The sequence below is a fragment of the Paenibacillus rhizoryzae genome, from assembly GCF_059686995.1.
In genome coordinates this window covers 723,361-738,585 of the sequence record NZ_JCAALT010000001.1, presented here as the reverse complement: position 1 = coordinate 738,585, position 15,225 = coordinate 723,361, and the positions used below count along the sequence as shown (strand labels likewise).

Genomic DNA, 15,225 nt, shown 5'->3' with positions numbered 1-15,225 from the left:
GTCGAATGTCAATTCATTTATATAGTTTACCCATGCGGGAACGGCTCGAAACGTGAACATCTGTCCAATCTCGCGATTAAGAGCCTATCTAGCAACAAATAAAGAGCAGCCCCCGAGTCAGGAGCTGCTGTCCAAGCGAATCTTAAGCACCCGTTTGCATCGCAAGCGACTGCTGCATCTCGAATTGCGTCATATAAAGCTTCTTGTAGAGACCATTTTGCTTCATTAGATCATCATGTGAGCCTTGCTCGGAAATGCGGCCGTCTTTAACGACGAGAATGATATCGGCATCGCGGATCGTGGAGAGCCTATGCGCAATAATAAAGGCTGTACGGCCTTCGAGCATCGTGTGCAGCGCGGCTTGAATGTGCTGCTCCGTTTCTGTATCTACGCTAGATGTAGCCTCATCCAGAATCAGAATGCGCGGATCAGAGAGCAGCACCCGCCCGAAGGCAAGCAGCTGGCGCTGGCCGACGGACAGCTTCGAACCACGTTCCTCCACCTGGGTCTGATAACCGTCCGCATATTGGGAGACAAACTTGTCGATGCGCACATTCTCCGCAGCGCGGCGCAGCGCCTCATCGGATGCATCCTCGTTGCCGTAGCGCAGGTTCTCTTCTATTGTACCGGAGAAGATAAACGAATCTTGCAGCACGATCCCCATCTGACGTCTTAGCGACTCCAGCGTAACATCCTTCACTTCCTGGCCATCGATCAGAATACGGCCTCCGGTTGTATCATAGAAACGCATGAGCAGATTGACGATCGTACTCTTTCCTGCACCGGTGGGACCCACAAGCGCAACACGCTGCCCAGGTTTAATATGAAGATTGATATCCTTCAGCACATCCGGTTTATCCGCTTCATAGCGGAACGCTACATTCTCGAATACAACCTCGCCTTGGATCGTCTTCATCGGCTTCGCATTCGAACGATCCTTCACTTCCGGCTCAGAGTCCAGAATTTCGAAAATCCGTTCAGCCGAAGCCATTGCGGATAGTACCTGGCTATACACTTTGGAGAGCGCGCTGAGCGGTCCCCAGAAACGCCACAGGTAATTGATAAACGCCATAATGAAGCCCAGCGTTAATTCGTTATCCATTACAGCTTGCGCGCCGAACCACAGCACAATGCAGGTGCCGATCATCCCGATCATCTCAACGGATGGGAAAACGATCGATTCCAGCGTCACAGCCCGCATGAACGCATTCTTGTTGCGCGTATTCAGCTTCTCGAACCGCTTGTTGTTCTCGGATTGACGAGAGAACGCTTGAATGACGCGAATGCCTTGCAGCGTCTCATTCAAATTGCCGTTGATTGCGGACATCGTTTTACGGGAACGCGACCAAGAGCCTTCGATTTTGGATTGCATTTTGCCAACAACCAAGTAAAGGAGCGGCAGTGTAATGAAGGATAACAAGGCCAGCTTCCAATCCATCCAGAGCAGTATGACGACGATGCCGATCAGATGCGTAAACTCCATCACCAGCGTAATTAATCCACCGTTGATGAGCTCGCCAATCGCGTTCGTGTCGTTCGTGATGCGGGACATGATCTTACCGGCGGGTCTGCCATCGAAGAAGCGGAATGATAAGGATTGCAAGTGATTGAATAATTGCTGACGCAGATCAAACAAAATTCGTTGTCCGGTAAAATTGATGAATCTGGTGTGCAGGTAGCCAAACAGCCAGCCTGCTGCTCTAATCCCCAGCAGGGTAAAACCAATCATATTAATGACGAAGAAGTCTTGCTTCAAGATCCCTTCGTCAATGATATACCTTAGCAGCAGCGGCTCCGCGAGACTAAGACCCATGTTGAATAGGACAATAACGAGGACGATGCCAAGGACTTTGCGATAAGGGAGGACATAGCGAAACAATCGCTTCATGTACGCACGGTTAAACGGCTTCTCTTCTAAATCTTCGCCCGAATCCCATTCGACTTGACTCATTGAGGTTTCCCTCCTTTATGACGTTAATGATTATTTTTTATGCCATTAATGTAACGATTATCTGGCTGCTGCAGCCTCTTGCATCTGGAACAGATTTCGGAAGAACCCTTCTTGCTCGAATAGTTCTTTATGCGTTCCCTGCTGCACAATCTTGCCTCCGTCAAGCACGACAATACGATCCGCACGTTTTACGGAGGATAGTCGCTGCGCGATAATGAACGTTGTGCGTCCCTTCATAACCTCGAGCAGCTCCTCGTGAATAGCGGATTCCGTAGCCGTATCGACGCTTGCCGTTGCTTCATCCAGCACGAGAATCGGCGGATCCATCAGAATGGCGCGCGCAAGCGCGACACGCTGCCGCTGTCCGCCGGACAGTCCGACGCCCCGCTCGCCGATAATGGTGTCATAGCCATGCGGCAATGTTTCGATGAAGCCATGAATTTGAGCTTTGCGCGATGCCCATTCAATCTGCTCTTGCATCGCTTCCGGCACCCCGTATGCGATGTTCTCCCGAATCGTCGCGGAGAACAGGAACGTCTCCTGCGGTACGATGCCGATTTTGCGGCGGAGCCCTTCAAGCTCATAGTCCCGAACATCCACGCCGTCAATCAGCAGCCGCCCTTGGCTGACATCATAGAACCGCGACATCAAAGCGATCAAGCTGCTCTTGCCGGAGCCTGTTGCGCCAAGCACGGCGATCACTTCACCCCGCTTCACCCCAAGCGAGATATCCTCCAGAATACCGGCGTCTTGCTCCGGATCTTGATCGGCGAAGTGGAAGGAGACACCTTCGAAGCTGACATTCCCTTCGATTCGTTCCGTATCCTCGTTCGCGCCTGACTCCGAGCTGATATCTACCGGCGTATCCAGCACTTCGAACACACGAGGCGCGGCTTTGATCGCCTGCTGCATGATGTTGATCTGCCAGCCGAGCATGTTAAGCGGCCAGATGATTCCCCACGTATACCACTGAAACGCCATGAACGTACCCAGTGACATTTTACCCTTTGCCACGAAATAAGCCCCGACCCACACCATCGTCAGAAAGACAAGACCTCCGTAGAAGTTCATCAGCGGGAACGATTTGGCCTCAAGCTTCGCCCGGTCCATATTCGTTTCGAAGTTCTGATCGTTGCGTTCCTCGAACTTGGATTGTTCAACGTTCTCGCGGGCAAATGCTTTAACAACGCGAATACCCGAGATATTCTCTTGCAAGGTTGTCGTCAACTTGCCCATTTGCTCTCTAATCTGACCCCAAGCCGGACCAACCTTCTTGTTAAACTGGAACAGCGCCAGCAGCAGCAGCGGAACGCTCGCCATACAGAGCAGCGTAACCTGCCACTGGATGAACGCCATGAAGACGATTGTGCCTACAAAAGTCATGACCCCTGTAAACATTGCCATCGCACCGAAACCGATAAAGTTCTTCACGGATTCGATATCGCCTGTCATCCGGGACATCAGCTGCCCCGTCTGCGCTTTATCGTAGTAGCTGAAGGACAACCGCTGCAGATGGTTATAGAGCTGCTCCCGCAGCGTAAAGACGACATTTTGCCCGACAAGCTCTTGCGCTCGGCCTTGGACGAACATCGCGATACTTTTCACGACTTGAATGCCCGCCAAACCTAGTATCAAAGCAAGGATCAGCTTCACATTGCTATCGGCAATGCCTTCGTCGAAGATCAGCTTCAGCATCCATGGCGCGATCAAATCAATCAGCGTTCCAAGCAGCATCATCAGCAGCGAGATGACGACCCATCGCGTACTCGGACGTAAGTAGCGCAATAAGCGAACCAAATTTTTCATTGTTGTATTCCCCCTTTAAACAACACATGCGCAGGTTCCATGACGGCAACAAAAAAGGAGACCTCAAGCCACATGGCTCAAGATCTCCTTATACACAGACGGGTATACAGCTACTTAAGGCTGCAGTCTGTGAAAGAAGTCGGGCCGATGGACCTGAATAAATTCTTCATGCGCACATCAACAAAAGTGTTTACCATGTCCATCGCCCTCCTTTCGTCGTTTTCCGTTAATTGGAACATCCAAATCTTAACACCACTTCCGGCAGCGCGCAAGAGGCTCTCGTGAAATTTATTTTCGCCGATAATCGGTCTATATCAGCCCAAATACGGTCATGCTCCCTTTATCAGCGGTTTACAAATCGCTGGAAGGCTCGAAATCCGCAGCCGTAATTCCTTGTTCAACCGCGAATTCGAAATCCTCGATATCATATACCTGGACAGGCACTTCAGCCTCCAGGAGCTTATCTTGAAACTCGAATTGATCCGACAGCAGAGGCACGCTAAGCTTCATGGAAGTCAGCAGCAGCTCCGTTTCGATCGGGTCAAAGTATTCGCCGTAATGCGCGTTATCCACCGCATGCACGATGGTGAATTGGATCTTATCATCCAGCAGCAGCGGTGAACTTTCACGCCAAGGCATTTGCAGCGCGCGCTCAATCTTCTTCTTGTTGAACGGGTCCTCGAAGAATGCGATAAGCTCGCCGATCTTACCTTTCACATGGGCGTCGTCCTCGGGATCATCCATAACGGGATCCGTTCCCGCTTTCATATCGTAGAGTTCCATAATTGTCGAATATGGCAAGACAAAATCGACAGGCCGGCTTGGTACGAGCAAATGACCATATGTTGCTACCATTACGGCTTCAATGACAAATCGCCGTCGCATTCTATCTCCCCCTTGTAATAGGGAGTTTGACTGTAGTCAAACTCTCTCTGATAAGTGTTAGCTTATTATACAACATAACCAATCACGTACACAGAGCTAAATGCTTGTTTTACAGGAAGCAACTGCTTGGAAGCTGTGCTAAAATAAGACTGGTCCCTGCCCTAATGTTAAATGTGTATTGGAGTTGATCCCGAACTTATGCATAACGAACAAGTAATCATCGTCGGTGCCGGTCCATGCGGGCTGGCTGCAGCTATTGAATTGCAGGCAATAGGCATCGACCCGCTTATGATCGAGAAGCGCAATGTCGTTCATTCGATATCGCAATACCCGACCTACATGCACTTCTTCAGCTCCCCGGAGCTGCTCGAAATCGCCGGTATACCGTTTACGACGGCGAACGAGAAGCCGTCCCGCGTTGAAGCGCTCAATTACTATCGCAGCGTTGCTCTGCGGCGTGAAGTTCGCATAAATGCGTATGAAGCCGTTACGGCAATTCATCCGCAGCAAGACGGCAGCTTCGTCTTAGAGAGCTCCAACCGTCACGGCGAGTTACACCGCTATCAAGCCAAAGCCGTCATCATCGCGACCGGCTATTTCGATCACCCGAATGAGCTTGGTATTCCCGGTGAGAAGTCCGATAAAGTGACGCATTTCTTCCGCGAAGCCCATCCCTACACCGGCATGCAGGTCGCCATTATCGGCGGCAGCAATTCGGCGATTGATGCGGCTCTGGAGCTAGAGCGAGTTGGCGCGAAGGTCACCGTCGTTTATCGTGGCGAGCAATATTCTTCGAGCATCAAACCTTGGGTGCGCCCGATCTTCGAGAGCCTCGTCTCGAAAGGACGCATCCAGATGCGCTTTGCTTCCCGCGTCATTGCGATCCATCCGCGAAGCGTCACGATCGAAAGTAACATCGGATGCGACGAGCTGCCAAATGATTTCGTGCTTGCTTTGACCGGATTCCATCCGGATCGCGCATTTCTTGCCTCCTTCGGCGTAACGATCGAGGAAGAAGGTTACCCGACTTTCAACGATGAGACGATGGAGAGCAATGTTCCGGGTATTTATTTGGCCGGCGTTGTCGCTTCGCGGCGGGAAGCCAACGAGATCTTTATCGAATCCGGGCGGTTCCATGGTCGGAAGATCGCCGCGCATCTCATGCGAACTGGCGCATTATCGTAATCATCACAAGCGCGCATATTTAGCAAACGAAAGAGGCTTTGAATCCCGATACGGCGCAGCCGCTTTCGGTAGATTCAAAGCCTTTTTGGTACTTTTATAGACTCACGATTGGCTGAACGCCGTCCTCATCGATGCCCTGGAAGGTCATCACCGTCGCGATCTTCTGCAGCCGGATATATTCATTATGCAGCAGCTCCGTTCGGAAATACGCAAACATGTAGACGGCTTCGATGAAGGTTAATGCCGGATAAACCGTGATGTTCTGATTGCTGAACGGATTATCGAGCAGCACCTGCCATTCCCCGCTCCGCTGGTCCTCCGATATGGATTCAAACACATGCCGCTTAGTCCGAATGATGCCTGTGAATTCGCGCCAAATGTATGTCCACGACGGGCTTGTCCGGCCTGGCTCGGGTACTGCAAGCTGCCCGCGCCGCAGCAGTTCTAGCGCAAACTCACCTTCCTCATCGGTAAATGCACGTAAATACTGCCGGAAGTCATCCAGAAATCTTCGAATTGCCGTGAATCCTCCCGATCTGAGCTCCAAGCCGAACGCCTCTATTTCCACATCAGAGCTCAGCCCTTTGATCTGCTGAAAATAGGAATGATCCGTCACATCCATTCGCCTCTTACCCTCCTACACTAACACTATGACTTCAGCAGCGTGATGGCTCCATCTTGCTCTAGCACTATTTTTCTAGCCGGATTATTGTTCAGCTTCACATTAAACAGCTTTAACCGCTCTTCCTTCACTTCAAGAAGATCCCAGTCTGCGTATGGCTCGATGAAACTCCTCTCGACAAGGGCCTGCTCGGCCAGCTGTTCCGCCGCATTTATATCCTCCCACCAGAGAGCGCCATAGTATGCAAAATCATACACATTTCTCAGCATTCCACATGCGATTTCTCCGGTTATGCGATGACGCAATACGATGGGCATTGTGCTCCGGCTCCCCTTCTAATGGTAAAGTTCAAAACAAAAGGCGCGGCCGATTATTCGCCGCCGCGCCTATCAGATCCTACAAGTATAAATTCTCGTGTTTCGCTTTCAGGCGGAGCCAGCGGCGTTCCACTTCATCCTCGAACGACTTGAGCGCTTCGGCATATTCCGGGCGCGTCATATGTTTGGTTTTGCCCATATTCTTAAGCCAGTCGCCAAGCGGGATTCGTTTCCCCTTCTCTTCCGGGTTATACGTAATCGTCGTGACGCCTTCTTCAACCTCATACATCGGGAAGAAGCACGTGTTAACGGCTTCATCGATCAAGGTTTGACCGATTTTCTCCTCCGAAAGCCAGTTCAGCGGACAGGAAATGAGGATTTTCCCATACACAAGTCCGACATTCTGCGCATAATATTGCGCCTTAGCCGCTTTGCGGAGCAGATCCTGCGGCAGCGATTCCGAGCCTGTAAATACGTACGGAATGTTCGTAGCTGCCATAATTTGCGCCGTATCCTTGTGGTGGAACAGCTTGCCGCCTTGATGTTTGCCTACGTTGGAAGTAGAAGTACGGTGTCCAAGCGGTGTTGAATACGAAAGTTGAGCGCCCGTATTCATGTATCCCTCGTTATCGTACTCCAGAATGATCATCTTATGGTTACGCAACGCGCTTCCGATTGCTGGCCCCATTCCGATATCCATCCCGCCGTCGCCTGTAATCATGACGAAGGTGAAATCATCCTTCAAGCCATATTGATCCAGCTCGCCGCGGCGTTTGCGTTCCCAGAACATCTCAACAACGCCTGACAGCGTTGCAGCGCCGTTCTGGAATAAGTTATGGATATAAGTCGCTTTATGCGAGGAGTACGGGAAACCTGTCGTTACAACCATTGCACAGCCGGTTTGGTAGAGGGCGACAATATCGCCTTCAATCCCCTTGAAGAATAACTCCAAGCCGGAGAAGATACCGCAGCCCGGACAAGCTCCATGACCCGGCGCAAGCCGTTTCGGTTTCTTCGTCAGCTGGCGTACAGGAGGAACCTTAACCTTCAGCTTGCCGGTAGTCTCATCACGGTCAACCGTAATCAGTCCTGTCTTCAGCTCCTCATACTTGAGCGGTTCAAGGACGCGCTTCGGCGCCTTCTCCGGATCACCCGGCGTGTGGCCCCAATAGTCGAACGGAACATCGACTTTGCCTGATTGTGCCGCCTCGATAGCCAGTTCGAACAGGTGATGCCCGTCTTCCGCGTAGAAATCTTTGCCGCCCAAACCGTAAATCCGGCTGATGACGAGCGTGTCTCGAACGCCTTGCGTAAACAGCGCCGCTTTAATTTCATTCGTCATGTTGCCGCCATGACCGCCATAGGAATCTGCGCGATCGCCGATCGTGACCGCTTTGACGCCTCGCAGCGCTTCGGCGATTTGCTTCGCAGGGAACGGACGAATCATATTCGGCGCAATCGAGCCTGCTTTAATCCCTTTCGCACGCAGCTGATCCACGACGTCTTTGATAATTTCCGATGCGGAATTCATCAAGAACACTGCGACTTCAGCGTCATCCATCCGATACTGATCCAGAATTGGATAGTCGCGTCCGGTTAGTTCCGCATACTCGGCGCGGATACGATCGAACACCTCGCCTGCGTTATACATCGCCATCGACTGCTGATAGCAGTTGTTGATATAATCGGGTTCGTTCATGTAAGGACCAACAGTGATCGGATTGTTGCGGTCGAGCACATGCTTGAAGCCTTCCGGCGAATGCTCGCCAACGAAAGCATGTACATCGGCGCGATGGGCAAAGGTTTGAACGCGGCGTTTCTGATGCGAAGTGAAGTAACCGTCTGAAGCGACAAGAACAGGCAGACGCACCTGCGGATCTTCGGCAAGCTTAAGCGCCATAATGTTCATATCATACACAGCTTGCGGATCGCGGCACATCAAGATCGGCCAGCCGGTATTGAGTGCGAAGTACAAATCGGAGTGATCGCCATGAATATCGAGCGGTCCGGAAACCGAACGGCATACGAGATTCATAACCATCGGGAAACGCGTACCGGATTGGACCGGCATTTGCTCCAGCATATATAAGTACCCATTGGAGCTTGTCGCATTAAATACGCGACCGCCGGCTGCGGACGCGCCATAGCAAATTCCTGCGGAACCATGCTCGCCGTCTGCGGGAATCAATTTAATATCATGCTGCCCGTTCGCTTTCATCAGATCGAGGAACTGGGCAACCTCTGTTGATGGTGAAATCGGGAAATAACCCATAACGTGATAGTTAATTTGATGTGCGGCGTACGCCGCCATCTCATTCCCTGACTCATAGACCATACGCTGCTCTACTTTACCTCTGCTCACTTCTTTGTTGATTTCAATGGCCATTGTATCGCTCCTCTCTTCCGTGCAAACCCTACACGACGTTAATTCGCTTTTGCCCAATCAAACTTGTGCGGCACTCGGTGTTGTTCGCCGTAACCATCCGTCTCGCGTTCAGAAGCAAGCGCTTCGGTCGGACAAGCTACGACGCATTTCAAGCAACCCTTGCAATATTGGTAATCGATTCCCTGCAGAAACATTTGCGGACGACCCTTCTTATCCGGCTGCTCTTCCCATACGAAGCAGAAGTCCGGACACGCAGTGTCGCAAGCTGCGCAGTGAATACATTTCTCATCGTCAAAATGCGGCATCATGCCTTGCCTTGAAATACTGATATCCTTCAGCACGCTGTTCCCGGGATTTATGATCATCCCGCCCATTGGCTGCGTCTCATAGCCAAGTGATGGAACATCCCACCGTGTCGGCTGAGGCATGCTCTCCCCCTCAGGAAGCACATACGTCTGGAACTTCACTTCATCGAACCCGCGTTGGAACGTTCGCAGTGCCGGTTCGACAGCCTGCGGATATTTCTTCTCCAGCGACTTCCGGATTATTCCTTTCATATGCTCAAAATCCAGGAAGGTGCAGAGTCGGAATAAAGCGCCAAGCATCGCCATGTTCACGCGATTGTTCTCTTCAAGCGAAATGCCTGTAGCATCAATTACTGCGAGTGTACCAGCGGACAATTTCATTTTCTGCTTCAATTCATCGGTTGTTTTGCTAGAATTCACCAGCACCATGCTGTCCTCGTAGATCCCGCTGATTACATTAACGGTTTTGGACAAGTTCTCGTGAAACACCCCAACGATATGAGGGCGCTCGACCGGTGTCGTGTCGCGGATATTCGTCTCCATATCGCAGAACCGAATATGCGCCTTTACCGGCGAGCCTTTCTTCTCTGATCCATAGGAGGAGAAGCTGACCCCATTGAAACCGCTTCCAACTACACCCGCTTCAGCTAACATCTTTCCGGCCAAGTTAGCGCCCAATCCGCCTATTGATTCCAATCGAATTTCAAAGAATCCAAGATCATTCTGTTTTGGAAGTACCGCCACTTGCTCCACTCCCTTCCCGAATTAACTGAATACTTATATAATTCACAACTATCAGTATACCATTACATGGAAGTGGCGAATAGCGTTTCTTTCCTAAACAGGATCGCAAAAACAGTAATACAGACGAATGTCCCTCATGCTGTTCTAGTACAGCTTGTCCCAATTCAATAAACAAAGCTAACACAGCAGCTGTTCATTTCCGACATGGACAGCCCTGCATTCCCGAATCATGGCCGCGAATTGCGGCGCTGATAGTGCCTTAATTCCTTCCAGCCGATTTGTTTGATTCCCTCGTAATGCATCACATCTTGTACTTCTTTATCACGGAAAATATCCATTTCCATCCCACGTTTCAGCGGCTCTGAGTGAAAGGCGGTCAGCTCGTCAGTCACAAGCGCCGGATGGATAATTAGCTCGGATACGCCTGGCTTTAGCCGTTTCAGCAAGGCAATCATCTGATCCTTAAACTGCGCATACGTTTCCCCGGGCTTCGATTGAAACGGCAGCGCCACGAGATAGTCCAGCACGACGACCCCTCTTCGATCAGCTTCTGCTGCATGCTTAAGTGCCTGCAAAGCCAGCTCCGGAGGCGCAGGTGCGCCCGATTCCAGCTGCAAGAACCGCGGAAGCCGAAATGGCAGCCGATAGCCGGCACACACATCAAACACTTCCCCCAGAAAATGTCTTCCGGTCTGCAGTCCATATAAGCTTCCCATATGGTTATCCGTGTGAGTTACATTAACGCCCATCTGCAGCGCCATCTCAACCTGTGCAATGAGCTCCTGTTTCACCTGTTCCGCGTCAGCCCTGCGCTCGAACGATTTGGAATCCCTGTGAAAATACCCTTCCATCGTTACTAGTGACTCCGTTGATCCGCCGCGGTAAACCGGCCCCCATTTCATCACATCCCATTCGCTCGTCAGCGTGAAGTGGACGCCGACATCCATGAGCGTATGGCTGGCGCTCCATACTCCCGCTTCTCTTGCCCATGCGCAAGGCATCATGATGGTAGCCGATGAAACAATTCCGCCCTCAAGCAGCTTCTGAATGCCTTTATTGCTGGAATGACACAAGCCAAAATCATCCGCGTTAATAATCAACAATCGATCATTCGGTCCGTAACCCAGCAGCTCAGCCGTACTCTTCATCTGCATGCCTCCCCATCCGCTTCAGCATGTATGCTTCCGGTTTTCCGAAATATCACATTATAATGTTATCTATATGAATAAAACAAGGCCGATCATTCTCCGCGGCGGAGATAGATCGGCCTTACATGTCCTATGAGATCAAATGGCGACGAAACGAGTTCATCAGCTCATCATGCCAACGATCGACCCATACGCAAACGAAAGACGCGCGATCAATCTGTTCCTGCCAAATAGCGTCCGAATCCAGTCCTGCGAACAGCCTGCCTGCAAAATGAAGACATACATCGATCATCCGCAGTTTGATTAACGCAGGAAGCATCATTACTTCTTCTACCGTCAGTTTCGCCGCTTCACCATAGCCGCTGCAAAACAGCTGAATGCGCCGAAGGGCTTCTTCATGGTCTTCACTTGGAAACTCGGCTAATGCAACGGCGAGCTCCATCGCTCTTGCATCGATCGTGCAAAATTCAAAGTCCAGCAGACCCGTTATCTGATTTCCAACTGCTACAGCATTCGTGAACACAATATCGCCGTGGATCCATTGCTCCGGCAGAGAAGCCAGCTGCTCTCTTAACGCCGTTAATTGTTCGCGCTCACGCAGAAGTCCATCCAGCTTCTCTCGGCTGTTTAAGAGTCGTTCAGAGCGTTCACAAAACCCCATTAGAACATCGCGCGTCATCGAGCCGTGGTTTTCTTCGAGCTCGTAATACGGTTTATATTGAGGCACTGTTTCCGGATTCAAAGTTAAATGGGCCAGCGCATTAGAAAGCTCTCCGGCCGCATGGCCAAGACCGGCTATATGCGATTCAAGCTCAGGTTTCGGCCTGTTCCCGTAAATATACCGATATAAGGCTGCCAGTTTGCCGTCTGAGCCTATCGTTATCGAGTTGTTTGCGTGATTGAGAACCGTTCGAGGTACTTCAAATGATAACTGCTGCCTCTGGAGTGCATTTAATATCGCATGCTCCGTAATAATTAGCGCTTCGTCACGATGGTTCTCATATATGCGGAGTACGAACTTGTCCGCACCGGAGTAAACCATGCGAGTTGTATTGTTCATCCCGCTCTCTTCTTGTACAAGCTTCCGATTGGAATCAAGCGTATAAGCCTTCAAGTATTCCGCATATTCGCCCTCTTTGATTTGAACCATGTAAGCTGCTGCCCCCTGTCGGTCGCCATGACTACCTTCTGCAAATGCTCTTATTCGGCCTCCAGTTTCTCCAGCCTTTTATTCAGCGTTTGCTGCCAGCTTTCCGACAACTCCGGGATAGCCAGCAGCGTGAGCATACCAGCTTTGTCCTGTTTGTCGATGTGCATGACCCGGTTTGCTTCTGCAATCGTAATTGCAGCCGGATGCCTCTTCGTTAGGAGCAGCTCGTCCCCTTGCTTGACATGGCCTTCAGTAAGCACGCGCAAGTAGAAACCGGTATAGCCGTTTGTCTGCACCTCAAGCGCAAGGTCCGGCAATTGATGCTTCATCCCGAGCTTGTAGCAGGGCTGTCTGGGCTGGCTGACTTGAACCACGGTTTCGCCTACGCTCCAAACATCTCCAATACACACTTCATGCTCCGTCAGTGCGGAAACGGTGAAATTTTCGCCAAAAGCCCCTGGGAGTACTTCGCGCTCCCAGCGTTCTTCCCAATAGGGGAAATGTTCTGCCGGGTACACACAAACAGCCTTGTCCGCGCCGCCATGAAAGACGAGATCGCCTTGCCCATCACCCTTCAAGCCGGTACGAGATAGATATATAGGCTGCGCTCCAACCGGGTTCTTATTGATGCCAGTGCTTATATCTTTCTTACCGAATTGTACGGTTTCCGGTAAAGCCGTATTAATCGAAATCAATGTTCCAAGCTCCATACCTGCTCCTCCTTCAACGAGAACTGTATATTACAACGAATTATAAGCCGGAATATGGAAGCTTTGCAATCCTTAATGCCGTTAACAATACTGATTTTGACACGATTTCCCCTATTCGATCACGTTGTTACAGATCGTGTCGAAAGTGCTCCTTTCGTGTTGTTTCATGCGCTTCCCCGGGAAATAGTCGCGAGCATTTGGGGAAATATTTTCCGCGGACAGCGTCTATATTTCCCCAATGTCCGGGCCATGTTTTAGAAGTAGAAAGAGCGGATTCCTAATGTTGCGGGAATTTTCTTTCAATTCTGATACATTCATCAATCGATCTTCGGCTGAATCGAATCGAGCCCACAACCTTGAACGGGACCTTCTTGAGCAGCGCACGGTATTTCCACTCGATGAGTAGGCCGCCTATCAACACTGCGAAAGCTAAGTAAAGAAGAAGAACAGGATCCAGCAATACAAATGAGGCAGCCGCGCTCCCTGCAAGCCAGATTACCGCGATCGAATCGACGTACTTCCCATACGCGCCAAGGTTCCACGGTCCTTTTAGCTTCGAAAGATTTCTGTGCGTTATTTCCCCATAAAACTTAGCTCCAATTGGAAGTGCCAGTGCGATATGCAGCGTTCCTACACTTAATAAAATCAGTTGCGCAAGTGTGTGCTGCGGTGTCATCGCACCGGCTGCTAACGCTTTGAGCACCAATGAAGATATACCTGCGAAAATAGATACAACAAGCACCGCGCGAAGCGGAGTACGATACAGTACGGACACCGCGGAAAGTCTGCCTGAATAAGGCACGGCTTCATCCCTTGCCATGGCGAACAACGTACGAGTCGCTGCCGCCATAGACGCATTTCCATTCATCCATACGAACGAAACAATTAGCAGCAGTAGGATTGCATTGCTCAGCGCTCCCCATTTGGTCCAGAGCGTCACGAACCAAGTACTGATGTCTGAATAAGCGGCTAATCCTTCACTACCCAGCGGAAAAAACATGAACACAAGCGCGAACAATATAAAGCCAAATAAACCAAGCGCAACGGATGAGAAGAAAATGGACCACGGGACGTTAATCCGAGGGTCCTTCGTTTCCTCAGCCATCTGACCTGCAAAGTCGCTGCCCAGAAACAGTCGCTGCAGCATAAGCATCCCGATTAAGATCACAGGCCGGCTATCGGCCGTGATGCCTGCAATTGGATCCGTGCCGGCCAACATCTGAAACGGATAGTTAGCCGGCCAAGCTGCTGCAACGAAGAATAGAAGGATCATCAACCCTAACAACAGCTGCAGCCCGGAAGATATTCCTGCCAGTTTGCCAAGGGAATGAACCCCTCTCACATTCAGTAGAGCTTGCGTGAGAAACAGAACAATAAGGAGCACATAGTACAACTCCCCGCCGCCGGCATAGCCTAAACGCTGAACCATCACATTATATATCCAATCTGCCAGCAGCAGATTTGTCGTCACCAGCATGATTACCGTACCCAGGAAATGCAGCCAGCCCGACCATAAGCCCATTCGGCGTCCGCCCGCGGATAATGCCCAGTGATAACAGCCGCCTGCGGTTGGCACGGCAGAAGCAAGTGCGGCAATAGAGCTTGCCGTCACGATACCGAGGAAAGTAAGAATCGGCCAACCGATTCCGATGACCGCCGGACCACCGGCAGCTAAAGCAGGGCCAAGCAACAGAGCCGCTCCCCCGATAAAAGATAAGGAGCTAAAAGACAGCCCAAACAAGGATCGTCCGCCCATATGCCGAGTCAATTGCTGCGCAAACCCGATTCCGTTCAGATCATGCTTATCCTGCATATAGCGCACATAAGGCGAGAAGTGATGCAGGGATTGGTGCAAGGACCGCTTCGCGCCGCGCTCCGCCGTCCGTGCGATGAAGAGGGCGAGACCACATGCACATGCGAAAATCAAACAACCAGCCCATAGCAAAAACAAAGTCGCCACCCCCCTACTTGACTCTATGAGCGCGGCAATCCCATCAGCACAACTAAAAAATCCGC

13 protein-coding genes are annotated in these 15,225 nt (G+C 51.0%); 2 read left to right on the top strand and 11 right to left on the bottom strand.

Annotation, left to right across the window (positions count from 1 at the left end; translation table 11 throughout):
- Positions 1-142: 142 nt before the first annotated feature.
- Together AC6ESO_RS03290 and AC6ESO_RS03285 are read right to left on the bottom strand one after the other, a co-directional pair.
- Positions 143-1,951 carry an ABC transporter ATP-binding protein gene (locus AC6ESO_RS03290; RefSeq protein WP_497090123.1) on the bottom strand — a complete coding sequence of 603 codons (1,809 nt, stop codon included), beginning with the start codon at positions 1,949-1,951 and terminating at the stop codon, positions 143-145.
- A 57-nt stretch (positions 1,952-2,008) separates the two neighbouring features.
- On the bottom strand, positions 2,009-3,757 hold the full coding sequence (locus tag AC6ESO_RS03285; protein WP_497090122.1) for an ABC transporter ATP-binding protein: 1,749 nt from the start codon (positions 3,755-3,757) through the stop codon (positions 2,009-2,011).
- A gap of 72 nt (positions 3,758-3,829) precedes the next feature.
- Here AC6ESO_RS03285 and AC6ESO_RS03280 point away from each other — a divergent pair, with 72 nt between their 5' ends.
- Positions 3,830-4,042, top strand: a complete 213-nt coding sequence (locus AC6ESO_RS03280; protein ID WP_497090121.1) for a hypothetical protein — start codon at positions 3,830-3,832, stop codon at positions 4,040-4,042.
- 66 nt (positions 4,043-4,108) lie between these two features.
- Here AC6ESO_RS03280 and AC6ESO_RS03275 read toward each other — a convergent pair whose 3' ends face one another.
- Positions 4,109-4,642: an ADP-heptose synthase gene (locus tag AC6ESO_RS03275; RefSeq protein WP_497090120.1), complete on the bottom strand. Its 534-nt coding sequence runs from the start codon at positions 4,640-4,642 to the stop codon at positions 4,109-4,111.
- A 198-nt stretch (positions 4,643-4,840) separates the two neighbouring features.
- On the opposite strand from AC6ESO_RS03275, the gene AC6ESO_RS03270 reads away from it, so the two are divergent.
- Positions 4,841-5,827: a YpdA family putative bacillithiol disulfide reductase gene (locus AC6ESO_RS03270; protein ID WP_497090119.1), complete on the top strand. Its 987-nt coding sequence runs from the start codon at positions 4,841-4,843 to the stop codon at positions 5,825-5,827.
- A 94-nt stretch (positions 5,828-5,921) separates the two neighbouring features.
- Here the strand turns inward: AC6ESO_RS03270 and AC6ESO_RS03265 are convergent, their stop codons facing one another.
- The 8 genes from AC6ESO_RS03265 to AC6ESO_RS03230 all read right to left on the bottom strand — a co-directional run bounded on the left by AC6ESO_RS03265 (position 5,922) and on the right by AC6ESO_RS03230 (position 15,160).
- Positions 5,922-6,449: a hypothetical protein gene (locus AC6ESO_RS03265; RefSeq protein ID WP_494817337.1), complete on the bottom strand. Its 528-nt coding sequence runs from the start codon at positions 6,447-6,449 to the stop codon at positions 5,922-5,924.
- A 26-nt stretch (positions 6,450-6,475) separates the two neighbouring features.
- The gene (locus AC6ESO_RS03260; RefSeq protein WP_497090118.1) at positions 6,476-6,766 is read right to left on the bottom strand and encodes a hypothetical protein; all 291 of its coding nucleotides are present in this window, start codon (positions 6,764-6,766) and stop codon (positions 6,476-6,478) included.
- A 79-nt stretch (positions 6,767-6,845) separates the two neighbouring features.
- Positions 6,846-9,152: a thiamine pyrophosphate-dependent enzyme gene (locus tag AC6ESO_RS03255; protein ID WP_497090117.1), complete on the bottom strand. Its 2,307-nt coding sequence runs from the start codon at positions 9,150-9,152 to the stop codon at positions 6,846-6,848.
- 38 nt (positions 9,153-9,190) lie between these two features.
- A complete protein-coding gene (locus AC6ESO_RS03250) occupies positions 9,191-10,201 on the bottom strand; it encodes a 2-oxoacid:acceptor oxidoreductase family protein (protein WP_494817334.1) in 1,011 nt (336 codons plus the stop codon).
- Positions 10,202-10,428: 227 nt separating this feature from the next.
- The gene (locus AC6ESO_RS03245) at positions 10,429-11,349 is read right to left on the bottom strand and encodes a polysaccharide deacetylase family protein (protein WP_497090116.1); all 921 of its coding nucleotides are present in this window, start codon (positions 11,347-11,349) and stop codon (positions 10,429-10,431) included.
- 130 nt (positions 11,350-11,479) lie between these two features.
- On the bottom strand, positions 11,480-12,499 hold the full coding sequence (locus AC6ESO_RS03240; RefSeq protein WP_497090115.1) for a phosphotransferase: 1,020 nt from the start codon (positions 12,497-12,499) through the stop codon (positions 11,480-11,482).
- A 50-nt stretch (positions 12,500-12,549) separates the two neighbouring features.
- Entirely contained in the window at positions 12,550-13,209 is a 660-nt protein-coding gene (locus AC6ESO_RS03235) for an MOSC domain-containing protein (protein WP_497090114.1), read from the bottom strand.
- A gap of 277 nt (positions 13,210-13,486) precedes the next feature.
- On the bottom strand, positions 13,487-15,160 hold the full coding sequence (locus tag AC6ESO_RS03230; protein ID WP_497090113.1) for an APC family permease: 1,674 nt from the start codon (positions 15,158-15,160) through the stop codon (positions 13,487-13,489).
- Positions 15,161-15,225: the final 65 nt, after the last annotated feature.